The organism is Ramlibacter sp. GCM10027632, assembly GCF_042675325.1.
Taxonomy (GTDB): domain Bacteria; phylum Pseudomonadota; class Gammaproteobacteria; order Burkholderiales; family Burkholderiaceae_C; genus Ramlibacter.
Genome location: NZ_JBHTGW010000003.1, coordinates 205308 through 229507, shown reverse-complemented (window position 1 = coordinate 229507; position 24200 = coordinate 205308). Strand labels below are relative to the sequence as shown.

At 71.7% G+C, this 24200-nt stretch carries 21 protein-coding genes; 13 read left to right on the top strand and 8 right to left on the bottom strand.

Annotation, left to right across the window (positions count from 1 at the left end; all coding sequences use genetic code 11):
* Positions 1–41 precede the first annotated feature (41 nt).
* The 4 genes from fahA to ACFQZY_RS07045 all read right to left on the bottom strand — a co-directional run bounded on the left by fahA (position 42) and on the right by ACFQZY_RS07045 (position 5165).
* Positions 42–1355 (bottom strand): fumarylacetoacetase, encoded by a 1314-nt coding sequence (fahA, locus tag ACFQZY_RS07060; protein WP_377414368.1) that lies wholly within the window; start codon positions 1353–1355, stop codon positions 42–44.
* Positions 1356–1371: 16 nt separating this feature from the next.
* Complete coding sequence (locus ACFQZY_RS07055) at positions 1372–1905, bottom strand: VOC family protein (protein WP_377414366.1); 534 nt, start codon at positions 1903–1905, stop codon at positions 1372–1374.
* A 26-nt stretch (positions 1906–1931) separates the two neighbouring features.
* Complete coding sequence (locus ACFQZY_RS07050) at positions 1932–4274, bottom strand: cytochrome P450/oxidoreductase (protein WP_377414364.1); 2343 nt, start codon at positions 4272–4274, stop codon at positions 1932–1934.
* Positions 4275–4361: 87 nt separating this feature from the next.
* Positions 4362–5165 carry an IclR family transcriptional regulator gene (locus ACFQZY_RS07045; RefSeq protein ID WP_377414361.1) on the bottom strand — a complete coding sequence of 268 codons (804 nt, stop codon included), beginning with the start codon at positions 5163–5165 and terminating at the stop codon, positions 4362–4364.
* A gap of 109 nt (positions 5166–5274) precedes the next feature.
* On the opposite strand from ACFQZY_RS07045, the gene ACFQZY_RS07040 reads away from it, so the two are divergent.
* On the top strand, positions 5275–6252 hold the full coding sequence (locus ACFQZY_RS07040; protein WP_377414359.1) for a Bug family tripartite tricarboxylate transporter substrate binding protein: 978 nt from the start codon (positions 5275–5277) through the stop codon (positions 6250–6252).
* An 81-nt stretch (positions 6253–6333) separates the two neighbouring features.
* Here ACFQZY_RS07040 and ACFQZY_RS07035 read toward each other — a convergent pair whose 3' ends face one another.
* Positions 6334–6597 carry a DUF6139 family protein gene (locus ACFQZY_RS07035; protein WP_377414357.1) on the bottom strand — a complete coding sequence of 88 codons (264 nt, stop codon included), beginning with the start codon at positions 6595–6597 and terminating at the stop codon, positions 6334–6336.
* A gap of 187 nt (positions 6598–6784) precedes the next feature.
* Between ACFQZY_RS07035 and ACFQZY_RS07030 the strand changes: the two genes are divergently transcribed.
* The 5 genes from ACFQZY_RS07030 (at position 6785) to ACFQZY_RS07010 (ending at position 11927) form a co-directional block, all read left to right on the top strand.
* Positions 6785–7225, top strand: coding sequence for a hypothetical protein (locus ACFQZY_RS07030; protein ID WP_377414355.1), 441 nt, complete (start codon positions 6785–6787; stop codon positions 7223–7225).
* Between the two features lie 128 nt (positions 7226–7353).
* Positions 7354–8424, top strand: a complete 1071-nt coding sequence (locus ACFQZY_RS07025; protein WP_377414352.1) for a two-component system response regulator — start codon at positions 7354–7356, stop codon at positions 8422–8424.
* 12 nt (positions 8425–8436) lie between these two features.
* Complete coding sequence (locus ACFQZY_RS07020) at positions 8437–8892, top strand: MarR family winged helix-turn-helix transcriptional regulator (RefSeq protein ID WP_377414350.1); 456 nt, start codon at positions 8437–8439, stop codon at positions 8890–8892.
* A gap of 83 nt (positions 8893–8975) precedes the next feature.
* On the top strand, positions 8976–9482 hold the full coding sequence (locus ACFQZY_RS07015; RefSeq protein WP_377414348.1) for a CHRD domain-containing protein: 507 nt from the start codon (positions 8976–8978) through the stop codon (positions 9480–9482).
* 93 nt (positions 9483–9575) lie between these two features.
* Entirely contained in the window at positions 9576–11927 is a 2352-nt protein-coding gene (locus tag ACFQZY_RS07010; protein ID WP_377414346.1) for a YgiQ family radical SAM protein, read from the top strand.
* Positions 11928–11944: 17 nt separating this feature from the next.
* Here the strand turns inward: ACFQZY_RS07010 and ACFQZY_RS07005 are convergent, their stop codons facing one another.
* Positions 11945–12817 (bottom strand): CoA transferase, encoded by an 873-nt coding sequence (locus ACFQZY_RS07005; protein WP_377414344.1) that lies wholly within the window; start codon positions 12815–12817, stop codon positions 11945–11947.
* A 71-nt stretch (positions 12818–12888) separates the two neighbouring features.
* Entirely contained in the window at positions 12889–14061 is a 1173-nt protein-coding gene (pobA, locus tag ACFQZY_RS07000) for a 4-hydroxybenzoate 3-monooxygenase (protein ID WP_377414342.1), read from the bottom strand.
* Positions 14062–14188: 127 nt separating this feature from the next.
* Here pobA and ACFQZY_RS06995 point away from each other — a divergent pair, with 127 nt between their 5' ends.
* From ACFQZY_RS06995 to ACFQZY_RS06965, 7 genes are all read left to right on the top strand, one after another.
* On the top strand, positions 14189–14947 hold the full coding sequence (locus ACFQZY_RS06995) for an IclR family transcriptional regulator C-terminal domain-containing protein (RefSeq protein WP_377414340.1): 759 nt from the start codon (positions 14189–14191) through the stop codon (positions 14945–14947).
* Positions 14948–15087: 140 nt separating this feature from the next.
* Positions 15088–15729: a peroxiredoxin gene (locus ACFQZY_RS06990; protein WP_377414338.1), complete on the top strand. Its 642-nt coding sequence runs from the start codon at positions 15088–15090 to the stop codon at positions 15727–15729.
* Between the two features lie 21 nt (positions 15730–15750).
* Positions 15751–16746 (top strand): sulfate ABC transporter substrate-binding protein, encoded by a 996-nt coding sequence (locus ACFQZY_RS06985; RefSeq protein ID WP_377414336.1) that lies wholly within the window; start codon positions 15751–15753, stop codon positions 16744–16746.
* A gap of 4 nt (positions 16747–16750) precedes the next feature.
* On the top strand, positions 16751–17596 hold the full coding sequence (gene cysT / locus ACFQZY_RS06980; protein WP_377414334.1) for a sulfate ABC transporter permease subunit CysT: 846 nt from the start codon (positions 16751–16753) through the stop codon (positions 17594–17596).
* Positions 17597–17681: 85 nt separating this feature from the next.
* Positions 17682–18569 carry a sulfate ABC transporter permease subunit CysW gene (gene cysW / locus ACFQZY_RS06975; RefSeq protein WP_377414331.1) on the top strand — a complete coding sequence of 296 codons (888 nt, stop codon included), beginning with the start codon at positions 17682–17684 and terminating at the stop codon, positions 18567–18569.
* A gap of 82 nt (positions 18570–18651) precedes the next feature.
* On the top strand, positions 18652–19752 hold the full coding sequence (locus ACFQZY_RS06970) for a sulfate/molybdate ABC transporter ATP-binding protein (RefSeq protein WP_377414328.1): 1101 nt from the start codon (positions 18652–18654) through the stop codon (positions 19750–19752).
* A gap of 69 nt (positions 19753–19821) precedes the next feature.
* Positions 19822–20328 (top strand): disulfide bond formation protein B, encoded by a 507-nt coding sequence (locus ACFQZY_RS06965; protein WP_377414555.1) that lies wholly within the window; start codon positions 19822–19824, stop codon positions 20326–20328.
* 267 nt (positions 20329–20595) lie between these two features.
* On the opposite strand, the gene ACFQZY_RS06960 is transcribed toward ACFQZY_RS06965, so the two are convergent.
* Complete coding sequence (locus tag ACFQZY_RS06960; protein WP_377414326.1) at positions 20596–24129, bottom strand: hypothetical protein; 3534 nt, start codon at positions 24127–24129, stop codon at positions 20596–20598.
* Positions 24130–24200 lie beyond the last annotated feature (71 nt).

Below are 24200 nucleotides of genomic sequence, written 5' to 3'. Positions count from 1 at the left end.
CGATGCTAGGGTGTCCCGGACGGGCCCGCCCGTCCCAGGCCTCAGGCCTCGCGCGCGGGCAGCACGGTGCCGGTGCAGTCGCCGAAGCCGATGCGCGCGGCGCCGGGCTTCTCGCACCAGCCGCGCAGGGTCACGGCGTCGCCGTCCTCCAGCCAGGTGCGGGTCTCGCCGCCGGGCAGCTGCAGCGGCTGCTTGCCGCCCACCGTCAGCTCGATCAGCGCCGCGGCCTGGTCCAGCGTCGGGCCCGACAGCGTGCCGGTGCCGAACAGGTCACCCGGCTGCAGGTTGCAGCCGCCCACCGTGTGGTGGGCCACCATCTGGGCCACCGTCCAATAGGCATGGCGGTAGCTGGTGCGGCAGATGCTCGCGCCGGCGTCGCCCTGTGCGCGCATGCGCGGAGTCTGCAGCAGCACCTGCAGCTGGATGTCCAGCGCGCCCTGGGCGCGGTTGGCCTCGCTGTCCAGGTACGGCAGCGGCTGCGGGTCGCCCTCGGGCCGCGTGAACGGCACGCGGAACGGCGCCAGTGCCGCCATCGTCACCACCCACGGCGAGATCGTGCTGCCGAAGTTCTTGGACAGGAACGGGCCGAGCGGCTGGTACTCCCAGCCCTGGATGTCGCGCGCCGACCAGTCGTTGAACAGGCACATGCCGAACACATGGTCCTCGGCCTGCTGCATGGGGATGGCCTCGCCCTTGGCATTGCCCGGGCCGATGAACACGCCCATCTCCAGCTCGATGTCCAGCCGCTTGCACGGGCCGAACACCGGCGCGCTCGCGCCCGGCGGCATCGTCTGGCCCACCGGCCGGTGGAAGGACTCGCCGGAGATGCCGATGCTCGAGGCCCGCCCGTGGTAGCCGATGGGCACCCACTTGTAATTGGGCAGCAGCGGCTGGTCCGGCCGGAACTGGCGGCCGATGTTGGTGGCGTGGTGGACCGAGGTGTAGAAGTCGGTGTAGTCGCCGATGCGCGCGGGCACGTCGTAGGCCACGTCCTTTTGCGGCACCAGGCAGGCGGCCAGGGCGGCCTGCTGCGGCGCGCCCTCGCGCAGCGCCCGCGACAGCGCCAGGCGCAATGCGCCCCAGGCCCGCGGGCCCAGCGCCATCAGGGCGTTGAGCTTGTCCTGCGCGCCGGCCTGCGCCGCCTCGCCGGCCGGGCCGGTGAACACGCCCGCCTTCGCCACGGCGGCCAGGTCGACGATCGCATCGCCGATGGCCACGCCGCCGCGCCAGGGCTCGCCGGCGCGGCGGAACACCGCAAAAGGCAGGTTCTGGATCGGGAAGTCGCCGCCAGGCGCATTCGCGCTGGCCACCCAGCTGCGCAGCGCCGGGTCGTGGGTCTCGTTCAACAGGCTCATGGGACTGCCGGCTCCCTCAGGCGTGCGAGCCATCATGCATCCACGCGGCGTGCTTGGGCGCGCGCTTGGTGCGGCTCCACTCCTCGAGCATCTCGCGCTTGCACGCGTCCAGCTTTTGCAGCATCTCGGGCGTGCCCACGTCGGCCGCCAGCTCCAGGCGGTGGCCGTTGGGGTCGAAGAAGTAGATGCTCTTGAAGATCGTGTGGTTGGTCGGGCCGAGCACCTCGATGCCCGCGGCCTCCAGCCTGGCCTTGGTGGCCAGCAGCGTCTCCAGGCTGTCGACCTTCAGCGCCAGGTGCTGCACCCACGCCGGGGTGTTGGGGTCGCGGCCCATCTCCGGCTGGCCCGGCAGCTCGAAGAACGCCAGGATGTTGCCGTTGCCCGCATCCAGGAAGATGTGCATGTACGGGTCGGGCTGCTTGGTCGAGGGCACCTCGTTCTCGGCGATCGCCAGCACGAAGTTCATGCCCAGGTGCTTCTCGTACCACTCCACCGTCTCCTTGGCGTCCTTGCAGCGGTAGGCCACGTGGTGGATCTTCTGGATCAACATGTCTATCTCCTTCTCCTTGGAAAAAATCAGAGGGCCAGGACGATGGCCTGGCCGGCGGCCCGCGAGCAGCAGGCCAGCAAGCGGTCGTTGGCGGCGCGCTCGGACTTGGTGAGCACCTTGTCGCGGTGGTCCACCGCGCCCTCGACGACGCCCACCTCGCAGGTGCCGCACAGGCCCTCGCCGCAGTCGCAGGGCACGTCGAAGCCGGCGGCCTGCAGGGCCTGCAGCAGGGTCTGGTCGGCGCGCACCGCGACCTCGACGCCCGAGTCCTTCAGCGTGGCGGTGAAGGCGTGCTCCCTGGCCGGGTCCAGCGCCGAGCCCTCGGCGTGGAAATGCTCGAAGCGCAGCACGCCCTCGGGCCAGGCCTCGCTCATCGCCTCGAGCTCGGTGATCAGCCGGTCGGGCCCGCAGGCGTAGACCCGGGTGCCGGCGTCGACCTGCGCGAGGATCGCGGGCAGCGCCATGCGCCGGCCATCGGCCTTGAGGTAGAGCGTGAGGCGGTCCGCATGGTCCTGCTCCAGGCGGGACAGCAGCGCCATCCGGTCGCGGGAGCGGCCGGCGTAGTGGATCTCGTAGGGCTTGCCCAGGCGCTTGAGGCGGTCGGCCATGGCGAGCATGGGCGTGATGCCGATGCCGCCGGCGATGAGCACGAAGCGGCTGCCGGTCTCGTCCAGGCGGAACAGGTTCTTGGGGCCGGCGAGCTGCAGCGTGTCGCCGGGCGCGAGCGCGTCGCAGAAATGGCGCGAGCCGCCGCGTCCGCCTTCCTCGCGCTGGATCACCACCTGCAGCGTGCCGCGCGCATCCGCCGGCCCGCACAGGGAGTACTTGCGGCGGAAGCCGCCGGCGATCAGGTCGGCATGGGCGCCGGCGGTCCAGGCGGGCAGGGCGGCGCCGGCCGGGTCGGCGAGCACCAGGCGGACCAGGTCCTCGCCCTCGCGGTGCCTCTCGCGCACGACCACCGTGCGGGTGATGGTGTCCTTGGCCGGCGGGCCGATGTAGAAGGCGCTGGGCGCCTTCATCGCGGCCGGGTCGGCGCGCTCGGGGTTCTTCGCCGGGTCCCACTCCACCCACAGCGAGGCGGGGCCGCGGAACGAGGTGTTCGGCAGGAAGTCGGGCGCCTGGCCCTCGACCAGGCGCATGTGCGGCAGGCGCCGGGCGAACTCCTCGAGGAACACGCGCATCTGCATGCGGCCGATGTTCTTGCCCATGCACTGGTGGGCGCCGTAGCCGAAGGTGAGGTGTTCGACCGCGCTCTCGCGGTAGACGTCCACCTCGTCGGGATTCTCGAAGTGGCGCGGGTCGAAGTTGGCCGAGGCCTGCACGATCAGCAGCTTGCCGCCCTTGGGGATGGCGACGCCGCCGACGGTGGCATCGGCGGTGGCGACGCGGCGCCACGCGATGATGGAGCCGGCCACGCGCAGGCACTCCTCGACGGCGTTGGGGATCAGCGCCGGGTTGGCGCAGATGTCCTCCCAGGCCTGGCGGTGCGACAGCAGCGTCATGAACGCGTTGGCCGTGGCGTTGGAGGTGGTCTCGTGGGCCGCGGCCAGGATCGCCATCATCATCGAGCGCAGGTAGGACAGGGTGACGATGCCCGGGTGCTTGCGGTACTGGCGGATGGTCTCGTACATCCAGCCTTCGCCGTCGGGCTGGGCCATCATCCCGTCGAGGATGCCCTGCGCGGTCTGCCAGAAGCGGCCGACGTTGTGCGCGATCTCCAGCTGCTCCTGCGGCGTGGGGCGGCCCCAGGTGTTCAGCGTGTGGGCCACCGCGAACTGCCGCAGCTGCTCGGCGCCGTCGTCGGGCACGCCCAGGAACTTCAGCGCGATGTTCAGCGGGATCTCGTAGAACATCTCGCCCACCAGGTCGGCGCGGCCGTTGTCGATGAAGCGGTCCATGTACTGGCGCGCCAGGGCCCGCACCATGGGCTCGTAGCCCACCAGGCGCTCGGGCAGGAAGGCGTCCATCAGCAGGCGGCGGCGCTCCATGTGGTCCGGCTCGTCCTCGTTGACCATGGTGCGGTTCATCGCGAAGCCGTAGGACTGCAGGATCTCCATCACCTGCGGCGTGGCCGGCGTGATCTTCTCCAGCGCGATGGCCGGGGAGAACAGCAGGTTGTCGCGGAACACCGCCTTCACGTCCTCGTAGCGCGTCACCACCCAGTAGCCCAGTTGCGGGCTCCAGAACACCGGCTCCTGCTCGCGCGCCCAGCGCAGGTACTCGCCCGGCGCCTGCATGTAGGCCGGCTCGAACGGGTTGAAGGCGGCTGCGTTCGCGCTCACCGGGCAGCCATTGGGGGCGGCCAGGCCGGCGAGGGCCTGGTGGTCGACGGGGCAGCGGCCGGTGGCCGGGGCGGGAATGGCGTTCATGCGAGGGGGGCGGCGCGGAAAGTGCGGAATACTATTACGCAATGCGTAAATGATCAAGTGAGGCCCTGCACGGTCGCAGGGCGACCGTCAACGCGCCTCGAAGCCCATCGCGGCGCTGATCTCCGCCGCCTCGCGCATGACCAGGGGACAGATCCGGCCGTCGGGGCGGGCATCGAAGCCGTTGCTGGCGCCCAGCGCCGCGATCACGGCGCAGACCTGGCCGCGGGCGTCGAAGATCGGCGCGGCGACCGCGCTGATGCCCGGCAGCATGGTGTCGTTGACGATGGCGCAGCCGCGCTGGCGGATCGCGCGGCGCAGCGGGGCGATCGGGTCGCGCGCGTCCAGGTGGGAGCGCTGCTCGGGCGTGCCGGTGGCGTACTCCGACTCGGCCTTGGCCTGCATGTCGGCGTCGTCCCGGAAGGCCAGGAAGACCTGGCCAGTGGCCGACCACAGGACGGGCAGGACCGAGCCGGCGCGCATGTTGACCGTCACGGGTAGCGAGGGTTCCTCGATGCGCAGCACGGTCGGTCCCAGGTTGCCGAGCACCGCGATGAAGCTGGTGACCTGCAGGGACTCGCGCAGCCGCAGCAGGGCGCCTTCGCCCATGCGCACCGGGTCGCACTGGCGCAGGGCGGCCAGGCCGATGCGGATGCACTCCGGCCCGAGGTGGTACTGCTGCGTGGCCGGGTTCTGGGCCACCAGCCCCTCCTGGCTGAGGCTGGAGAGGTAGCGGTGGACCTTGGAGGCGCTTTCCTCCACGTCCTGCGCGATGGCGGTGAGGCTGGCCGCCCCGCCCAGCCGGGCGAGGGACTTGAGGATGACCATGCCGGTCTCGGCGGATTGGACCCGCTGGCGGCGGTCGGCGGCGGGCGTCGGGGGCGTGGTTCGCATGGGTACTGGGAGAGATCCGGTGTGGCTTTATTTACGCTATGCGTAATATGATTGCGAATTCTGCCTGTTCGGCCTTTCCCTGTCCTCCCCTGTTTCCAGGAGTCCTCCGATGCTGAATCGTCGCCACGCCGCCGGCCTGATCGCTGCGCTCGCCGTTGCCGCTGCCGCCCTGCCTGCCCATGCCCAGAACTACCCGGCCAAGCCGATCCGCTGGGTCGTGCCCTATCCGGCGGGTGGCGGCTCGGACTTCCTGGCGCGCACCATCGGCCAGCAGCTGTCGGCGCAGGTCGGCCAGTCCGTGCTGGTGGACAACAAGCCGGGCGGCAACACCGCCATCGCCGCCTCCGAGGTGGCGCGCTCGGCGGCCGACGGCTACACCGTCATGTCGGCCGACAACGGCACCATGGTGTTCAACCCGGCGCTGTACGCCAAGCTCTCGTACGACCCCGAGAAGGACCTGGTGCCGGTCACCCTGATGGGCCGCTTCCCGATGATCCTGGTGGTCGGCCCCAGCTCGGACGCGAAGGACGCCCGCGACTTCATCGCCAAGGCCAAGGCCGCCCCGGGCCGCATCAACTACGGTTCCGCCGGTGCGGGCAGCCCGCACCACCTGGCGATGGAGCTGCTCAAGGTCAATGCCGGCCTGCACATGGTCCACATCCCGTACCGCGGCGCCGCCCCGGCGCTGACGGACCTGGCCGGCGGCCAGGTCGGCGCGATGATGGTGGACCTGGCCGCCGGCGCCGGCTTCATCAAGGGCGGCAAGGTGCGCCCCCTGGCCGTGGCCAACGCCACGCGCCTGGCGCAGTTGCCCGATGTCCCGACCTTCGCCGAGCTCGGCTTCAAGGGCGTGGAAGCCGCGGCGCAGGTCGGCGTGGTGGCCCCCGCCGGCACCCCGGCCGACGTGGTGGGCGCGCTGCAGAGGCAGGTCGCGGCGGCGATCCAGCAGCCTGCCGTGCGCCAGAAGCTGGTGGACTTCGGCATCGAGCCGGTGGGCAGCACGCCGCAGCAGTACGCCGACCTCAATCGCGCCGAGGCGCGCCGCTGGCACAAGCTGATTCGCGACCAGAAGATCTCGCTGGACTGAGCGGACCGAGCGGGCTGAGCGGTCCCGGGACCGGGCCGGCCCGGCCGCTTCAGCCCGGCGCGGCCGGCCTGCGCGCGGCGCTCAGGCCTGTCCCTGCGCCTCGGCGGGCATCCGCGGCTGGCGCGCCAGCCCGGTGATGGCGTAGCCCTTTTCCCGCAGCTGCGGCCCCGGCGCGTCGATGCCGTACTCCTCGAACGCGGGCGCGTCCTCGTCCAGCTCGCGGGCACGGGCCTGCTGCTGCCACTCGGTGCTGGTGGCCTCGGGTGGGATCGGCCGCCCCGCGGGCACGGCCAGGTAGGAAACGCGTTGGCCGGCCTCGGGCCGGCAGTAGATGTCCAGTTGCATGGGGGTCTCCTTGCCGGCAGCGGCCGCAGCCGGCCGGTCGCCGTCCATTGGGCCACCGCCGGGCGCGGCCCGGGGCAACCGGCGGTGTGCTTTGCAAAGGGCGTCGAATGCGGCTGTGTCCGACAGCGGCCGCGCGGGGGGCGGACTAGGTTGAACTGGGGCACCGACCCCAGAGGAGTCCATTGCCATGCAGAACGTCGTCGCCACCTTCGACCACCTCTCCAACGCGCGCCTGGCCACGGAGCGCCTCGTCGAGGCCGGCATCCCGCGCGACCAGATCCACTTCCAGCCCGAGCCGGGCGCCGCCTTCCGGGCCCATGCCGGGCCGTCGCAGCCGCGGCCCGGCAAGCCGGGCTACCGCGAGCAGGGAGTGTTCGAGTCCATCGGCAGCTTCTTCGCCAACCTGTTCGAGAGCCACACGGACGAGTCCGGCATCTATGCCGAGGCCTTGCGCCGGGGGACCTGCCTGCTGCTGGTGCAGGCGCGCGATGCCGACGAGGCCCGCCACGCGGTCGACGTGATGGAGCACGCGGGCGCCGTGAGTCTGGAGGACCGCGTCGGCCAGTGGCGGCTGGAAGGCTGGGAGCGTCCGGGCCAGCAGGGCTCGCAGGGCGCGCAGCGTGCCTGATGCCTGATGCCTCGCGCCGGGCGGCCGCGCCGGGCTCGGGGCGTGCCGCGCTTAGGGATTTGGCCTAAGCCGGCCGCGCCAGTGCCCTAGGCGCGGAAGGCGCCGCCCGTGGTCTGATCCGGCGGACCATGGACGATGCCGTCGAATCCGCGTTCCCCGAGACCGTGCCGCCGCGAATGCCGCGGCTGCTGGTCGTGGACGACACGCCCGACAGCCTGTACCTCATGGCCCGCCTCTTCGAGGGCCGCTTCGAGGTGCTGCAGGCCGGCAGCGGCCGTGAGGCCCTGGCCCTGGCCGCCTCCGCGCCCGACCTGGACCTGGTGCTGCTGGACATCGTCATGCCGGACATGGACGGCTACGAGGTCCTGCGCCGGCTGCGCCAGCAGCCCGCCACCGCCGGCATCCCCGTCGCCTTCCTCACCAGCCTGGACGGCGAGGACCAGCAGCGCCTGGGCCGCGACCTGGGCGCGGTGGACTACCTGACCAAGCCGGTCGACCCGCTGGAAGTGGTGCGCCGCGTCGAGGGCCATGCCCGCGAGGTGCGCCAGGCCCGGCACCTGGAGGCCCTGGGCGAGCGGCTGTCGCGGCACCTGTCGCCCACGGCCTGGCACCAGTTGTTCCATGGCGCGGGCGCGGCCACCATCGGCTTCAGCTGCCAGGCCGCCACGCTGCTGGTGGTCGACGCCGCGCCGCTCAATGGCGAGGCCGCGGCGCGCCAGGCCTTCCTCGACGGCCTCGCCGACCTCGCCGCCGCCGGCGGCGGCGCGCTGGATGCCTATGGCCGCACCGAGGCCGCCCTGCTGTTCGACCACCCGCTCGCCGCCCTGCGCACCGCGCTGGCTTTGCAGGCCCGCCCCGAGGGCCGCGAGGCTCGGCTGGGGCTGCACCATGCCCCCTGCGTGGTGGCCCGCTTCCGCGGCCTGGGCGCCTGGGAGCGCACCCTCCTGGGCGGCGAGGCCCGGCAGGCGCGCGTGGCCACCGCGGGCGCGGGCCCGGGCGTGCTGGTGCTGTCCGCGCCGGCCTACGCCCTCCTGCGCGACGAGATCCAGGCCCGGCCCGATGCCGGCCTGCTGACCGGGAAATTCCTGGGCGACGGCCTGGCGCAAGCCTGGCTGGCGCCCGTCCCGCCGGCCGGGCCTGGGGCCCGGCCCCGCTGGCGCGACACCGCGGCCGGCCTGCCTGCCGCCGTCACACCCTAGGAGACCCGCCCGATGCCTTCCGCTGCCGACAACGCCCTGGCGCCCGAGAACCTGCTCACGTGGCGGCTGCACCGCCTGGGCAAGCTGACCGAGAAGGACACCGGCGATGCCCTGGCCGACGCCCTGGACCTGCCGCATGGCGAGGCGCGCTGCCTGGCCGCCGTGGGGCGGTTCGCGCCGCTGTCGGTGGTCGAACTGGCCCGGCATGCCAACCTGCACAAGGGACCCGCCAGCCGCGCCGCCCAGTCCCTGAGCGAGCGCGGGCTGGTGCGCAAGGCCGCCTGCCGGGACGATGCCCGCGGCGTCGTCCTCACGCTCACCGGCGCCGGGCGCCGCACCTGGAGCCGCGTCGTGCGCGTGCTCGCGCAGCGCAACGAGGATGTCTTCGGCTGCCTCAGCGCCGCCGAGCGCCGCCAGCTCGGCGCCCTCGTCGACAGGCTGATCGCCAACTCGCAGTCCGCGCGCTGAGGCGGTTGCGTGCCGGTCGCGGCGCGTGACATCATCGCGGCCCGACCGGCAAGAAAGGTGCAGCCATGATCTCCTCTCGCGTTGTGACTCGTTCCCTCCTCGTGGCCGCCGCTGCGGCGTCGGCCCTGGGCCTGGCGGCCTGCGCCGGCCACACCATGGGCCACCACCATGGCCACGCGGCGGGCCAGCCCGGTTACGGCGGCGGGATGCACCGGGCCATGGGCGCGCAGGCGGTGATGCTCACCGCCTCCCTCAGCGGCGCCCAGGAAGTGCCGCCGAACACCCGCCCGGGCACCGGCACGGCCGAAGTGCGCTTCGACAAGGACACCCGGGTGCTGACCTACAAGGTGACCTACAGCGGCCTGTCCGGGCCGGTGATCGGCGCCCACATCCACGGTCCGGCCGGCCCCGGCGCCAACGCCCCGGTGGTGGTGCCGTTCTCGCCCGCCGCCGACGGCTCCCTCAGCGGCACCGCCACCCTCAACCCCACCCAGGCCGGCGACCTGCTCGCCGGGCTCTACTACGTGAACCTGCACACCGCGGCCCACCCGCCCGGCGAAATTCGCGGCCAGCTGCGGCTGGCGCCCTGACGCCGGCCCCAGGCGCCGTGGGGGCAGGGGCCCGCCGGTAAAATCACGGGTCCGCCGCGCCGCTTGCGCGCGCCGGACCCCACCTCCCCCCGAATGAACGCCCCTCTCGACGTCTCCCTGTTCCCGCGCGCCGCCAAGCCGATCACCAGCTACCGCAAGTACTGGGCGGCGCGCTTCGGCACGGCCCCCTTCCTGCCGATGTCCCGGGAGGAGATGACCCAGCTGGGCTGGGACAGCTGCGACATCATCCTCGTCACCGGCGATGCCTACGTGGACCACCCCAGCTTCGGCATGGCGGTGATCGGCCGCACGCTGGAGGCGCAGGGCTTCCGCGTGGGCATCATCGCCCAGCCCGACTGGCAAAGCGCCGACCCGTTCAAGGTCCTGGGCAAGCCCAACCTGTTCTTCGGGGTGACCGCGGGCAACATGGATTCCATGATCAACCGGTACACCGCCGACCGGAAGATCCGCAGCGACGACGCCTACACCCCCGGCGACGTCGGCGGCAAGCGCCCCGACCGCGCCGCCGTCGTCTACTCGCAGCGGTGCCGCGAGGCCTGGAACGACGTGCCCATCGTGGTCGGCGGCATCGAGGGCAGCCTGCGCCGCATCGCCCACTACGACTACTGGCAGGACAAGGTGCGCCGCTCCATCGTGGTGGACGCCAAGTGCGACCTGCTGCTGTTCGGGAACGCCGAGCGCGCCATCGTCGAGGTCGCCCACCGCCTGGCCGCGCGCGAGCCGGTCTCGCAGATCACCGACGTGCGCGGCACCGCCTTCGTGCGCCGGGAGACGCCCGAGGGCTGGTTCGAGATCGACTCCACCGAAGTGGATCAGCCCGGCCGCGTCGACGAGCACATCAACCCCTATATGACCATTGCCGACCAGGCGAAGTCGCAGGGCAAGTCGTGCGCGAAGGAGGAGGGCGGCGACCCGCAGGGCGCCGGCGTGCAGCCCCTGACCTTCGTGGCGAACCCCGCCCTCGCGGGCAAGCACCGCCTGCCGCCGCGCGATCGCACGGTGATCCGGCTGCCGTCGTACGAGCAGGTCAAGTCCGACCCGGTGCTCTATGCCCACGCCAACCGCGTGCTGCACCTGGAGACCAACCCCGGCAACGCCCGCGCCCTGGTCCAGGCCCATGACGGCCGCGACGTCTGGATCAACCCGCCGCCGATCCCGCTGACCACGGCGGAAATGGACCATGTCTTCGGCCTGCCCTATGCGCGCAGCCCGCACCCCGCCTACGCCGACGAGAACGGCAGCCACGACGGCGCGACCAAGATCCCGGCCTGGGAGATGATCCGCTTCAGCGTGAACATCATGCGCGGCTGCTTCGGCGGCTGCACCTTCTGCTCCATCACCGAGCACGAGGGCCGCATCATCCAGAGCCGCAGCGAGGACTCGGTGATCCACGAGATCGAGGAGATCCGCGACAAGGTGGCGGGCTTCACCGGCATCATCTCCGACCTCGGCGGCCCCACCGCCAACATGTACCGCCTGGGCTGCCGCACCCCGGAGATCGAGGCGGCCTGCCGCAAGCCCAGCTGCGTGTTCCCCGGCATCTGCCAGAACCTCACCACGGACCACGGCCCGCTGGTGCACATGTACCGCCGCGCCCGCAGCCTCAAGGGCATCAAGAAGATCCTGATCGGCTCCGGCCTGCGCTACGACCTGGCGGTGCAGTCGCCCGAGTACGTGAAGGAGCTGGTGCAGCACCACGTGGGCGGCTACCTCAAGATCGCGCCCGAGCACACCGAGCAGGGCCCGCTGTCCAAGATGATGAAGCCGGGCATCGGCACCTATGACCGCTTCAAGTCGATGTTCGAGAAGTTCTCGGCCGAGGCGGGCAAGAAGCAGTTCCTGATCCCGTACTTCATCGCGGCGCACCCGGGCACCAGCGACGAGGACATGATGAACCTGGCCCTGTGGCTGAAGAAGAACGGCTTCCGCGCCGACCAGGTGCAGACGTTCTACCCCAGCCCCATGGCCACCGCCACCGCCATGTACCACTCGGGCCGCAACACGCTGCGCAAGGTGCACCGCGCGCTGCGCGAGGAGGACGCGGTGGATGTGGTGCGCGGCGAGCGCCGTCGCCGCCTGCACAAGGCCTTCCTGCGGTACCACGACCCGAACAACTGGCCGCTGCTGCGCGAGGCGCTCAAGGCCATGGGCCGTGCCGACCTGATCGGCAACGGCAAGCACCACCTGATCCCCAGCTACCAGCCGGCCACGGACGGCAGCTACCAGAGCGCGCGCCGCAAGAACTCCACGCCGTCCTCGGCGGCTTCGGCCTCCGCGCAGCCGGCCCAGGCCCGGCCGGCGCCCGGCACCACGGCGCGCGCCGCCCCGCGCAAGGGCCAGGTGCTGACCCAGCACACCGGCCTGCCGCCGCGGGTCACCGGCGCAGCCAAGCCGCGCGCCGGCGCGCCGCGCAAGCCGCGCTGAAGTCCGGGCCGGCAGCCTCAGGCCGGCAGGGTGTGCAGCGGCAGGTCGTGCCGGTGCGCGAGCGCCTCGAGCTCGGCGCGGGTGCGGCCGGCGAAGAACGCCGCCAGCGCCTCGCGGGTGGCCGGCAATGCCATCGCCTGCGGGTCGTCGGCCGTGAGGCCCGCCGCCTCGCACAGCGCCTTCGCGAAATGCGGCTCCAGGGCCGCCACCGCCACGCGGCCGTCGGCGCAGGCGTAGACCTGGTAGCCCGCGTGTCCGCCGCCGATGGTGGCGCCCGCGGTGGTCAGGCCCCAGCGGCGCGGCAGGGCGAGGTACTCCGCCGCCTCGGCCAGCCCGACCTCGAACGCGCGGCCCTCGCCGCCGCGTGCCAGCGCCGCCTGCAGGATCGCCTCCATCGCCATCAGCGAGCCGCCCATGTCGGCGTACAGCGTCGCCGGCAGCGCCAGGCCGGTGACCAGCCCGTGCTCGGCCTGGTAGGTCAGGTCGTGCCCCGGCACCTCGGCGGCTTCACCCCGCGCGCCCACGATGGACACATGGCTCACGCCCGGATGGCGCGCGTGCAGCGCCTCCCACCCCAGGCCCAGGCGCGCCAGGGCCGAGGGGCGGAAGGAGGTGAGGAGCAGGTCGCTGCGGGCCAGGTGCTCGTGCAGCAGGGCCTGGCCCTCGCCGGTCTTGAGGTTGGCGGCCAGGACGGTCACGCCCGCGTGCAGGTCGGCGTAGGCCTGCGGGCTGTAGTGCCGCATCGGGTCGCCGGCGGGCGGCTCGAGCTTGGTGCACTCGGCCCCCAGTGCGCGCGCCCGCATCAGGGCGGCGGGGCCCGGCAGGTTCAGGGCGAGGCTGAGGATTCGCAGGCCCGCGAGGGGACGCGGGGGCAGGGCGGAAGCGGTCATGGCGCGCAGGCTACCAAAGCCGGCGCGCCGTGACCGTCATCGCCTTGACAGAGGCGAGGCCGCCGCCCGCCTCACAGCGGCAGGCCGACGTAGTTCTCGGCCATCGCGGTGGACAGCGCCTTCGAGTTCACCAGGTAAGCGAGTTCGGCTTCCTGAAGCTTGCGGTCGATCGGCGAGTCCTCGGGGAAGTGGTGCATCAGCTTCGTCATCCACCAGGAGAAGCGCTCGGCCTTCCAGATGCGCTTGAGGCAGCGCTCGGAGTAGGTGTCGATGCCCTGCGCGCTCTTGTCCTTGTAGTACTCGATGAAGGCGCCGGAGAGGTACTTCACGTCGGTGGCGGCCAGGTTCAGGCCCTTGGCGCCGGTGGGCGGCACGATGTGGCCGGCGTCGCCCGCCAGGAACAGCTTGCCGAATCGCAGCGGCTCGGCCACGAAGCTGCGCAGGGGCGCGATGCTCTTCTCGATGCTCGGGCCGGTGACGATCTTCGCGGCCAGCTCGGGGTCGACGCGGGACTTCAGCTCGTTCCAGAAGCGCTCGTCGCTCCAGTCCTCGACCTTGTCCGTCAGCGGCACCTGCACGTAGTAGCGCGAGCGGGTCATGCTGCGCATGGAGCACAGGGAGAAGCCGCGCTCGCTGTTGCCGTAGACGATGGCGTGCGGCGACACCGGCGGGGTGTCGGCCAGCAGGCCCAGCCAGCCGAAGGGGTAGACCTTCTCGTACTCGGTGACGCGGTCCTTGACCGAGGCGCGCGCGACGCCGTGGAAGCCGTCGCAGCCGGCGATGAAATCGCACTCCAGCGTGAACGACTGGCCGTCCTTCCTGTAGGTGACCTTCGGGCTGGCGCCGTCGAAGTCGTGCAGCTGCACGTCGCTGGCCTCGTAGACCGTGGTCAGGCCGGCGGCGGCGCGGGCGTCCATCAGGTCGTGGGTCAGCTCGGTCTGGCCGTAGGCGGTCACCACCTTGCCGCCGGTGAGGCCGTGCACGTCGATGGGGTGGCGCTTGCCGCCGAACACCAGCTCGATGCTGTGGTGGATGATGCCTTCCCTGTCCATGCGCGCGGCCACGCCGGCCTCGCGCACCAGGTCCACGGTGACCTGCTCGAGGATGCCGGCGCGGATGCGGCCCAGCACGTACTCGCCGGTCTGGCGCTCGAGGATGATGTTGTCGATGCCGGCCTTGTGAAGCAGCTGGCCGAGAAGCAGGCCCGACGGGCCCGCGCCGATGATGGCAACCTGGGTGCGCATGGTGATGTCTCCTTGGAACCCGCTACTGTAGGCACGCCGCGCCGCCTTCCGGCGCCGCATCCCGAGGTGTTGTGCGATCATTGCCCCGTTTGCACGATGATCGTGCAAAGGACATGGAGGGCCGGGCATGGCGATCGCGAAGGCGGATTTCATCGAGGGCATCGCCCGGGGCATGGCGGTGCTGGAAAGCTTCGACACCGAGCGCCAGCGGCTCAACGCCACGCTGGCCGCCGAGCGCGCCGGCATCCCGCGGGCCGCGGCGCGCCGCCACCTGCTCACGCTGGCCCACCTGGGCTACCTCGAGACCGACGGCAGCCATTTCTGGCTGGCGCCCAAGGTGCTGCGCTTCTCCGGCAGCTACATGGCCTCGTCCCGCCTGCCGCGGGCCCTGCAGCCGACCCTGAACCGGCTGGCGGCGCAGACCGGCGAGTCCTTCTCGGCGGCGCTGCTGGACGACGACGAGGTGGTCATCGTCGCCCGGGGCGGGCCGACCCGGGTGCTGGCCTATGGCGTGCACCTGGGCGCGCGTCTGCCGGCCCATGCCACGTCCACCGGCCGGGTGCTGCTGGCGGCCCTGCCCAAGGCCCAGTTCACCGCCTGGCTCAAGGGCCGCTCCCTGGCCCGCCTGACCGCCCACACCGTGACCGAGCCCAAGGCCTTCCGCGCGGAGATCGAGGCGGTGCGGGCGCAGGACTTCAGCGAGGCGGCGCAGTCGCACGAACTCGGCGTCTACGCCCTGGCCGTGCCGCTGCGGGATGCCCGGGGCCGCACCGTCGCCGCGCTGAACGTGGTGGCCGGCGCCCAGCGCGCCGAGGGCGGGGCGCTGCGCCGCGACCTGCTGCCGGTGCTGCAGGACGCGGCCCGGGAGCTGCGGCCGCTGCTGTGAGGCCCGCGCGCGCAGGCAGCCCCCGAGCCTGGCGGGCGCCGCTTCATTCAATGCGCCGGATAAGCAAACAACGAGATGTTCGTTGGTCTTTCATAACCAAATCGCCACAATCCCGGGTCTTGATATACGAAAGGGAAGAAATGGCCACGCTTCGACTGGGCGACACCGCCCCGGACTTCGTCCAGGATTCGACCGAAGGCCCCATCCACTTCCACCCGTGGGCCGGTGATTCCTGGGTGGTGCTGTTCTCGCACCCCGCCGACTTCACCCCCGTGTGCACCACCGAGCTGGGCAGGACCGCGGCGCTGGCCGGCGAGTTCGCCCGCCGCGGCGCGAAGGCGCTGGCCCTGTCGATCGACCCGCTGGAGTCGCACAGCGCCTGGGTGAAGGACATCAACGAGACGCAGGGCGCCACCGTCAACTTCCCGATCCTGGCCGACGCCGACCGGAAGGTGGCCCTGCTGTATGACATGATCCACCCCAACTCGCTGGCCAATGCCACGGTGCGCAGCGTGTTCATCATCGACCCGAAGAAGGTCATTCGCGCCACCTTCACCTATCCTGCGTCCACCGGCCGCAACTTCGACGAAGTCCTGCGCGTGATCGACTCGCTGCAACTGACCGACAACCACAAGGTCGCCACGCCGGTGAACTGGCAGGATGGCGACGACGTGGTCATCGTCCCCAGCCTGCAGGACCCGGCCGAGATCGCCCAGCGCTTCCCGAGGGGCTACCGCACCGTCAAGCCCTACCTGCGCCTGACCCCGCAACCGAACAAGTGATATCGAGAGAGAGAGAACGCCATGAAGAAGCAACTGAAGACCCTCGTCGCGGCCCTGGCCTTCGCCGCCAGCGGCGCCGCCTTCGCGCAGCAGACCCTGCTGAACGTCTCCTACGACGTGGCCCGCGAGTTCTACAAGGACATCAACACCGCCTTCATCCCCGCCTACAAGAAGGCCACCGGCAAGGACGTGAAGGTCGACCAGGCCCATGGCGGCTCCTCCGCCCAGGCCCGCGCCGTGGCCGACGGCCTCGATGCCGACGTGGTCACCTTCAACACCACCACCGACATCGAGTTCCTCGCCGAAAAGGGCGTGGTCGCCAAGGACTGGGCGAAGAAATTCCCGAACAACGCCGCGCCGACCACGTCGACGATGCTGTTCCTGACCCGCAACGGCAACCCGAAGAACATCAAGGACTGGGAAGACCTGATCCGCCCCGACGTGAAGGTCGTGGTCGTCAACCCGAAGACCGGCGGCAACGGCCGCTACGCCTACCTGGCCGCCTGGGGCTACATCAAGAAGAAGGGCGGCTCCGACGCCCAGGCCGCCGAGTTCGTCGGCAAGCTGTTCAAGAACGTGCCGGTGCTGGCCCGCGGCGGCCGTGACGCCACCACCGCCTTCCTGCAACGCAACATCGGCGACGCGCTGATCACCTTCGAGTCCGAGGTCGTGTCCGTGGACAAGGAGTTCGGCGCCAACAAGGTGGACATCGTCTACCCGTCGATCAGCATCGTCGCCGAGAACCCGGTCGCCATCGTCGAGCGCACCGTGGCCAAGAAGGGCACCGGCGAGCTGGCCAAGGCCTACCTCGACTTCCTCTACTCCGAGGAAGGCCAGGAGATCGCCGCCAAGCACAACATCCGCCCGCGCAACGCCGCGGTCCTGAAGAAGTACGCGTCGGCCTTCAAGCCGATCCCCCTGTTCACCGTGCAGGAGCTGTTCGGCTCCCTGAGCGAGGCCCAGAAGGTGCACTTCAACGACGGCGGCCAGTTCGACAAGATCTACACCGTCAAGTAAGTCGATGGCCGCCACGCCCACGCCGGGCGGCACCCGCAAGGTGCTGCCCGGCTTCAATTTGACGCTCGGCTACACGCTGGTGTACCTGAGCCTGATCGTCCTCATTCCCCTTGCGGCCCTGGTCCTCAAGAGCCTCACGCTCTCGGGCGCCCAGTTCTGGGAGGCGGTGAGCTCGCCGCGCGTGATGGCGGCCTACAAGCTCACGTTCGGCGCCTCGCTGTTCGCCGCCGCGGTGAACGTGGTCTTCGGCCTGCTCGTGGCCTGGGTGCTGGTGCGCTACTCGTTCCCGGGCAAGCGCATCGTCGACGCCCTGGTGGACCTGCCGTTCGCGCTGCCCACCGCGGTGGCCGGCATCTCGCTGACCGCGCTGCTCGCCGGCAACGGGTGGGTGGGCCAGTACCTGGAGCCGCACGGCATCCAGCTGGCCTTCAACCCGAACGGCGTGGTGATCGCGCTGATCTTCATCGGCCTGCCCTTCGTGGTGCGCACCGTGCAGCCCGTGCTGGAGGACACCGAGCGCGAGCTCGAGGAGGCCGCCATGTCGCTGGGCGCCACCCGCTGGCAGACCTTCGCCAAGGTGATCTTCCCGGCCATCGCGCCGGCGCTGCTCACCGGCTTCGCCATGGCCTTCGCCCGCGCGCTGGGCGAGTACGGCTCCGTCATCTTCATCGCCGGCAACATGCCCATGGTCTCGGAAATCGTGCCCCTGATCATCATCGGCAAGCTGGAGCAGTACGACATCGCCGGCGCCACCGCGGTGGCCGTGGTCATGCTGCTCATGTCCTTCCTGATGCTGCTCGTGATCAACTCGCTGCAGTCCTGGCAGCGCAAACGCTCGGGGGGCGCATGAGAGCGCAGCGCAGGGCCGCCCCAAGCAAGCTCGCGCCCCCTCGGGGGGCAGCGCAGGACACGAAGTGCCAAGCGTGGGGGCAACCATGAGCCAGGGCAAGCACATCACCACCACCGAATCGGCCTGGGTGCGCTGGACGCTCACCGGGGTCGCGCTGGTCTTCATCGCGCTGTTCCTGCTGCTGCCGCTGGCGGCGGTCTTCACCGAGGCGCTGCGCAAGGGCTTCGGCGCCTACCTCGAGGGCCTGCGCGAGCCCGATGCCTGGGCCGCGATCAAGCTCACGCTGGTCACGGCCGCGATCTCGGTGCCGCTGAACCTGGTCTTCGGCGTCGCCGCGGCCTGGTGCATCGCCAAGTACGAGTTCAAGGGCAAGGCCTTCCTGACCACCCTGGTCGACCTGCCGTTCTCCATCTCCCCCGTCGTCGCCGGCCTGATGTACATGCTGGTCTTCGGCGCGCAGGGCTGGCTGGGGCCGTGGCTGGAGTCGCAGGGGATCAAGATCGTCTTCGCGGTGCCGGGCATCGTGCTGGCCACGGTCTTCGTGACCTTCCCCTTCATCGCGCGCGAGCTGATCCCGCTGATGCAGGCGCAGGGCAACGACGAGGAGCAGGCCGCGATCGTGCTGGGCGCCTCGGGCTGGCAGACCTTCTGGCATGTGACGCTCCCCAACATCAAGTGGGGCCTGATCTACGGCGTCATCCTGTGCAACGCGCGCGCCATGGGCGAGTTCGGCGCGGTGTCGGTGGTCTCCGGCCATATCCGCGGGCAGACCAACACCATGCCGCTGCACGTGGAGATCCTCTACAACGAGTACCAGTCGGTCGCGGCCTTCGCCGTGGCCTCCCTGCTCGCCCTGCTGGCCGTGGTCACCCTGGTGATCAAGTCGGTGGCCGAGTGGAAGCATGAACGAGAAATGAAGGCCGCGGCGGAACTGCCGCCGGAGCGGCCCGTCCTGACGCAGGAAGCAGCATGAACGCAGCGCAGAGCCGCCTCAAGCAAGTTCGCACCCCCTCGGGGGGCAGCGATGTACATGAAATGACGAGCGTGGGGGCCCAATGAGTATCGAGATCCGCAACGTCAGCAAGCAATTCGGCGACTTCCACGCCCTGCGCGACGTCTCCCTCCACATCGACTCCGGCGAGCTGGTCGCCCTGCTGGGCCCCTCGGGCTGCGGCAAGACCACGCTGCTTCGCATCATCGCGGGCCTGGAGTCGGCGGGGCAGGGCAGCATCCTGTTCTCCGGCGAGGACACCACCGACGTGCACGTGCGCGATCGCCAGGTCGGCTTCGTGTTCCAGCACTACGCGCTGTTCCGGCACATGTCGGTGTTCGAGAACGTGGCCTTCGGCCTGCGCGTCAAGCCGCGCCACCTGCGCCCCAGCGAGGCGCAGATCAAGGCCAAGGTGATGGAGCTGCTGAAGCTGGTGCAGCTCGATTGGCTGGCCGACCGCTTCCCCTCGCAGCTCTCGGGCGGCCAGCGCCAGCGCATCGCGCTGGCCCGCGCCCTGGCGGTGGAGCCCAAGGTGCTGCTGCTCGACGAGCCCTTCGGCGCCCTCGATGCCAAGGTGCGCAAGGAGCTGCGCCGCTGGCTGCGCCGCCTGCATGACGAACTCCATGTGACCAGCATCTTCGTGACGCACGACCAGGAGGAGGCCCTCGAGGTGGCCGACCGCGTGGTGCTGATGAACGCCGGCAAGGTCGAACAGGTCGGCTCGCCGCAGGAGGTCTGGGACCACCCGGCCAGCCCCTTCGTCTACGGCTTCCTGGGCGACGTGAACATGTTCCATGGCCGCGCCCACCAGGGCGAGGTGCACCTGGAGGGCCTGCAGCTGGCCGCTCCCGAGCATGCCGACGCCGAGGACGCCAAGGCGCTGGCCTACGTGCGTCCGCACGACCTGGACGTGGTGCGCTATGTCCAGGGCGCCGGTCAGGATGACCAGGGTCGCAGCCGCGGCATCGTGGCCCGCCTGGACCGCGCCATCGTGGTCGGCCCCATCGCCCGCCTGGAGCTGGTGCCGGTGGACGGCGGCGATCGCGTGATCGAGGCGCAGATCCCCGCGCAGCAATTCCGCGAACAGGGCCTCCAGGAAGGCGAGACCCTGCTGGTCACGCCGCGGCGCGCGCGCGTGTTCGTGCAGCCGGGCGCGGGCATTTGAACTTCCGGCTGAACATCCGGATCACAATGGTCCCGTTTCCCACCGAGTGACTCCCTCCTGATGTTCTCCCTGATCGACCGCTTCCTCGCCGCCCCGCGCACCGTCCTCGCCGCCATCGCCATCGCCTGCGTCGCGCTGCTCGCCTTCGGGCTGTACCTGCAGCACGTGGTGGGCCTGGAGCCTTGCCCCATGTGCATCGTGCAGCGCTACGCCATGATCGGCGTGGGCGTGGTGTGCGGCCTCACCGCGCTCTCTCGCTCGCGCGGCGTGCAGGTGGCGGGCAGCGCGGTGGCCTTGCTGTTCGCCGGCGGCGGCGCCTTCACCGCGGCGCGGCAAAGCTGGCTGCAGTGGTACCCGCCCGAGATCGCCTCCTGCGGGCGCGACTTCTACGGGATGATCGAGAACTTCCCGATCAGCCGCTCCATCCCGATGATCTTCCGCGGCAGCGGCGACTGCTCCGCGATCGACTGGACCTTCCTGGGCGGCACCATCGCGAACTGGTCGTTCGCGTGGTTCGTGGCCTTCGCCATCGCGCTGGTGGCGGTGGTGGTTCGGCGCGGCGGCCGGCGCGCCTAGGGTGTGTCATCGAATTCCCCGGGCCCGCGTTGGGGCGCAATCGGGATGGATTGCGCACCGACGGAGCGCGGCATGGGCTGATGCCCATGCAAGCGACGAGGCGTGCAAGACGCCCGATTTCGCCCCAACCCGAAGGGCTCCTGCCTTGGCGGGCGGTGCGCTGCGTTGCAAAACCGGGCAAGGCGTACAGCCTTACCCTGGGTTTTGCGCCTTGCGCCCCATCCCGCCACCGCAGGAGCGCGGGCCCGGGGAATCCGATGACACACCCTAGCCCGGGGCTGCATCCGGCCAGGACTTGCCGTCCTTTCCGGCCAGGGCTTCGATGGCCTCCCGGCGGAGGTTCGGGTTCACCCGAGCGTCCCGGCGGAGGGCGATCCGGATCAGGTCGCGCAGGGTGTCGCGCTCGCCCGGCTCCTTGAAACGCGCCAGGACGTCCTGGAAGGGTTTCAGCAGGGCGCGACCCCTCCCAGGTTCCGCATTCCGCATCTGCGCGGCCACCAACCGCGTGAGTGCGTCGTAGTACGGACGGTCGCTCACGGGGCGCGGGCCGAGGCGGGGCAGCAGGCTCCTCAGCACGGCCTGGGCCACCGGGGTCGGCAGCGGGCGCTGCGCCAGCGCTGCCATTGCCTCGAGGGCTTGGTCACGCGCGCCATCGCCGGAAAGGTTCGGTGGCTCGGCCGTCCCGTGGACGAGCCCGCACGCGAGGTCCTGCAGCAGGGCGTCCGGCAGCTGGCGGTGGGCCTCGTCCAGGGCCGCCAGCAGGCGGGAGCGGACCCAGGGGTCCCGGCCGGCCAGGCGGGCGACCGCGCGCAGGTCCCTGGTGATTGCGTCGCCCGGCGTGACGCGGTATTGCTTCATCCAGGCCACCAGGTCGCCCACCTCCAGGGTGCGCAGGTCGTCCTCCGTGGGCGCCGGCGCAGGGGCCATGCCCGCGGTCTGCGTCCTGACGGGCGCCTGCCGCTGGTAGGCGGGCAGGGTCGGCTCGACGCCCGGCTGCCCCATCGCGGTCCTCAGGGCCTCCGCGCTCTTGGCCAGGCGCCCGGCCAGCGGCGCCAGGGCGGGTGTCAAGGCAGGATGCCGCGTCAAGGTGTCCAGCAGCTGCCCGCGCATTGCCTCGAACGCCGCCACCGCCCGCAGCGCGGGCTCGGGCCCCTCCTCGTCGGGTGCCAGTTGCTGCGTTCCCTTCTGGAGGCGCGTGGCGGCGAAGCGCTCGTCGGCCAGGTTGTGGATGTCTTGCAGCATGTGAAGTTCATGCAGGGCGTCCCGACCCTGCGGCCCGCCCGCGGCGGGCGTCACCTGCGAGGACACGAAGGCGTCCAGCGCGAGGCGGTGGACATCCTGCAGGTCGACGCTGCCCCAATCGGCGGGCACCGCGGCGAACAGCGCGCCGGCCAGTTCGGCCTTGAGCGCCGGCGAGGCCAGGGGTTCGGGCAGCGCCGCCAGGTTCCTGAACGTGGCCTCCACGCCGGGCAGGTTCTTCGGCTTCACGCCGAAGGCCAGGCGGATCCAGGCTTCTCCCAGGGCGTCGCCGGGCTGCGGGCCAGGTGCCGGCTCGCCGGCGGGTTCGTCGTCCAGTCCGCCGGGAGGTCGGCCCAGCGCCGTTGGCGTCATTGCCGCCATCGCGCCGGCATCGCGGGCCAGGGCCCAGCCCTGCTCGAAGGCCTTGGCCAGGGCGGGCGCGCCGTCCACCAGCCCGGCGGTGGCGTCCTGCAGCGCCCGCAGCCGTGCGGCCGGGCGCTCACCCGAGACCTGCGGGCTGGCGTCGTCGGCGTAGGCCCGGCCGACGGCGGCCACCATGGCGGCGACTTCGTGCGGCGGCAGCCGGTGGCCCATCTCCCGGACATGCGCCAGCAGGGCCTCGCAACGCGCCAGCGTCGGCTCGATGTAGGCGAGCCGGGTCTGCGCCGGCCAGTACTGGACGACGGACGTGGCGAGCGACTGCAGGACGGCGGCGTGGGTGAAGGGCGGCGCGGCGCCGGGCGGCAGCGCCGCCAGCGCGTCGAGCAGCCGCAGGTCGTGGCGGCGCAGCACGTCGCCGGGGAGGCGTCCGTCAAGGAACGCCTTCGGATCCTCCTGGCCCACCGCCCCCCGGTCCTGGGAGTCCAGGTTCCCCGTGGCCATCCCGGTCTGGAGGCCTTCGAGGGCGGCGCGCAGCGCGGGCTGGCCGGCCCGGGCGGCCTGCCCGATGAGGCCGTCGCACAGGGCATCCAGGGCCGCGCCGGGATCGAATTCCGCTACCGGTGGGGACGGGTCCTTGAGCGTCGCGCGCAAGTCGTCCCTCTGGCGGCTGGACAGCGCCGCAGCGAAGCGCTCGGCGATGGTCCGCGCCCGCTCGGGCGGCAGGCCGGGCAGGGCGGCGGTGAACCGCGCCAGCAGGGCCTGCACCGCGGCCTGCGCGCCGGGCTGGCGCAGCGTGAACTCCATCAGCCGCGTGGCCAGCAAGGCGACGTCCGGGGTCGCCTGCGGCTCGTCGGCTGCGAGCAGGGGGCGCCGTGCGTCGTAGACCGGGACGCGCAGCAGCCGGTCGATGAAGGGCGCCAGGGCCTCCGGCGGCGGCGGCTCCCGGCCCGGGCTTTCCCGGTCCAGCAGGCTGAGCGCAGGCTCCAGCGAGGTGAAGTCCAGGAACCCGGCCAGCCGGGTGACGATGTCCGCCAGCACGCCGGCCCCTGCCGTGGCCGGCAGCTGGCGGAGGCAGGCCTCCGGCTTGTCGGTCGCGTCGCGCGGAGCCATCGCCTGGCGCAGGGCCCCGTCGTCACCGAGGTCGAGGAACAGGCGGGCCAGACCGGCGCGCCAGGCATTCGGGTCGCGGGGCACGCGCGCCTCCAGGCGGCCGATGACGGCTGCAAGCGTCTCGGGATCTTCCAGCGGGACGCCGGCGCGGCGCAGGGCCTGGGCCGCGCCGCACAGGGCCTCCGGCGCGCCGAGGTGCGGGGCCAGGAAGGCTTCTGCCGCGGCCAGGCGCGACGGGGCGAGCGTGATGAGCCCGGCCAGCTCGTCGTCCGAGAGGGCCGAGGCCGGGGCGGCGGCCCGGTCGGCACGCGCCTGCCGCAGCAGCTCGCCGACATGGCGCGACTCCGGGGCGCTCCAGGCGGGCATGGCGCACAGCAGCGCGAGCTCCTGGACGATGCTCCGGCAGCGGGGCGCCAGGGCGACGCAGCGCGTCGCGTTCAATCCCGTGGCCTCGAGCGCCAGCATTTCCAGAGCCTTCAGGTGGCCGGCCGGGTCCTTGCGCTCTCCAGGGGGAAGGGCGACCAGGGCTTCGCGCATCGCCCGGGCGGCCGCCTGCCGGGCGGGCGGGGCATCGCCGGCAGCCTGCATGAGCAGGGCGGCGGCCAGCTGGGGATCGGGCGCCTTGGCGAGATGGCCGGCCACCTCGGCCAGCGTGAGGACCGCGCGTCCCGCAGCCACGGCCTCGCCGTCGCCACCGGGGCGCCGCGTCCCCAGTGCTTCCCGCAGGTGCCCCGCGAGTGCGGCGGTCGCGGCCGGGGCCCAGGCCGCGAGGGTGCAGACCAGCCTCAACTGCTCTGACACGATCGCGGCCGCCCTGGTCTGCGCGGCGTCGCGCGCGGTGGACGGGTGCACAGCGACGGGCCGATTGCGCAACGGGGCCCTCGCCGCGTTGCCGCCCGGGTCCCCGGCGGGGCGAGCCGGCCGGGGCGAACCTGCCGGGGGCGCGGTCCGCTGGCCCAGGACGGTGTCGTAAGTCGCCTGCGGCCCGCTCTTGGTCTCGGACCGGGGCGCCCGGGTGCGGAAGTCCTCGGCGGACAGGTGGGCAGGACCCGGGCGGGCAGGGATCGTCATGGTGGACTCCGGTCAGGCAGTTCCCGGCTGCGTAACCGCGCGTCAGGCATGGTTCAGCTTTTCGCCGGGCC

What these genes read in the sequence shown, in the direction of transcription:
- ACFQZY_RS06995 (WP_377414340.1), top strand. Translation starts at nt 14,189, where the DNA reads ATGGCGATCGCGAAGGCGGATTTCATCGAGGGCATCGCCCGGGGCATG.
- ACFQZY_RS06985 (WP_377414336.1), top strand. Translation starts at nt 15,751, where the DNA reads ATGAAGAAGCAACTGAAGACCCTCGTCGCGGCCCTGGCCTTCGCCGCC.
- ACFQZY_RS07030 (WP_377414355.1), top strand. Translation starts at nt 6,785, where the DNA reads ATGCAGAACGTCGTCGCCACCTTCGACCACCTCTCCAACGCGCGCCTG.
- cysW (WP_377414331.1), top strand. Translation starts at nt 17,682, where the DNA reads ATGAGCCAGGGCAAGCACATCACCACCACCGAATCGGCCTGGGTGCGC.
- fahA (WP_377414368.1), bottom strand. Translation starts at nt 1,355, where the DNA reads ATGAGCCTGTTGAACGAGACCCACGACCCGGCGCTGCGCAGCTGGGTG.
- ACFQZY_RS07045 (WP_377414361.1), bottom strand. Translation starts at nt 5,165, where the DNA reads ATGCGAACCACGCCCCCGACGCCCGCCGCCGACCGCCGCCAGCGGGTC.
- ACFQZY_RS07005 (WP_377414344.1), bottom strand. Translation starts at nt 12,817, where the DNA reads ATGACCGCTTCCGCCCTGCCCCCGCGTCCCCTCGCGGGCCTGCGAATC.
- pobA (WP_377414342.1), bottom strand. Translation starts at nt 14,061, where the DNA reads ATGCGCACCCAGGTTGCCATCATCGGCGCGGGCCCGTCGGGCCTGCTT.
- ACFQZY_RS07025 (WP_377414352.1), top strand. Translation starts at nt 7,354, where the DNA reads ATGGACGATGCCGTCGAATCCGCGTTCCCCGAGACCGTGCCGCCGCGA.
- ACFQZY_RS07035 (WP_377414357.1), bottom strand. Translation starts at nt 6,597, where the DNA reads ATGCAACTGGACATCTACTGCCGGCCCGAGGCCGGCCAACGCGTTTCC.
- ACFQZY_RS07040 (WP_377414359.1), top strand. Translation starts at nt 5,275, where the DNA reads ATGCTGAATCGTCGCCACGCCGCCGGCCTGATCGCTGCGCTCGCCGTT.
- ACFQZY_RS07055 (WP_377414366.1), bottom strand. Translation starts at nt 1,905, where the DNA reads ATGTTGATCCAGAAGATCCACCACGTGGCCTACCGCTGCAAGGACGCC.
- ACFQZY_RS07010 (WP_377414346.1), top strand. Translation starts at nt 9,576, where the DNA reads ATGAACGCCCCTCTCGACGTCTCCCTGTTCCCGCGCGCCGCCAAGCCG.
- ACFQZY_RS06970 (WP_377414328.1), top strand. Translation starts at nt 18,652, where the DNA reads ATGAGTATCGAGATCCGCAACGTCAGCAAGCAATTCGGCGACTTCCAC.
- cysT (WP_377414334.1), top strand. Translation starts at nt 16,751, where the DNA reads ATGGCCGCCACGCCCACGCCGGGCGGCACCCGCAAGGTGCTGCCCGGC.
- ACFQZY_RS06960 (WP_377414326.1), bottom strand. Translation starts at nt 24,129, where the DNA reads ATGACGATCCCTGCCCGCCCGGGTCCTGCCCACCTGTCCGCCGAGGAC.
- ACFQZY_RS07020 (WP_377414350.1), top strand. Translation starts at nt 8,437, where the DNA reads ATGCCTTCCGCTGCCGACAACGCCCTGGCGCCCGAGAACCTGCTCACG.
- ACFQZY_RS06990 (WP_377414338.1), top strand. Translation starts at nt 15,088, where the DNA reads ATGGCCACGCTTCGACTGGGCGACACCGCCCCGGACTTCGTCCAGGAT.
- ACFQZY_RS07050 (WP_377414364.1), bottom strand. Translation starts at nt 4,274, where the DNA reads ATGAACGCCATTCCCGCCCCGGCCACCGGCCGCTGCCCCGTCGACCAC.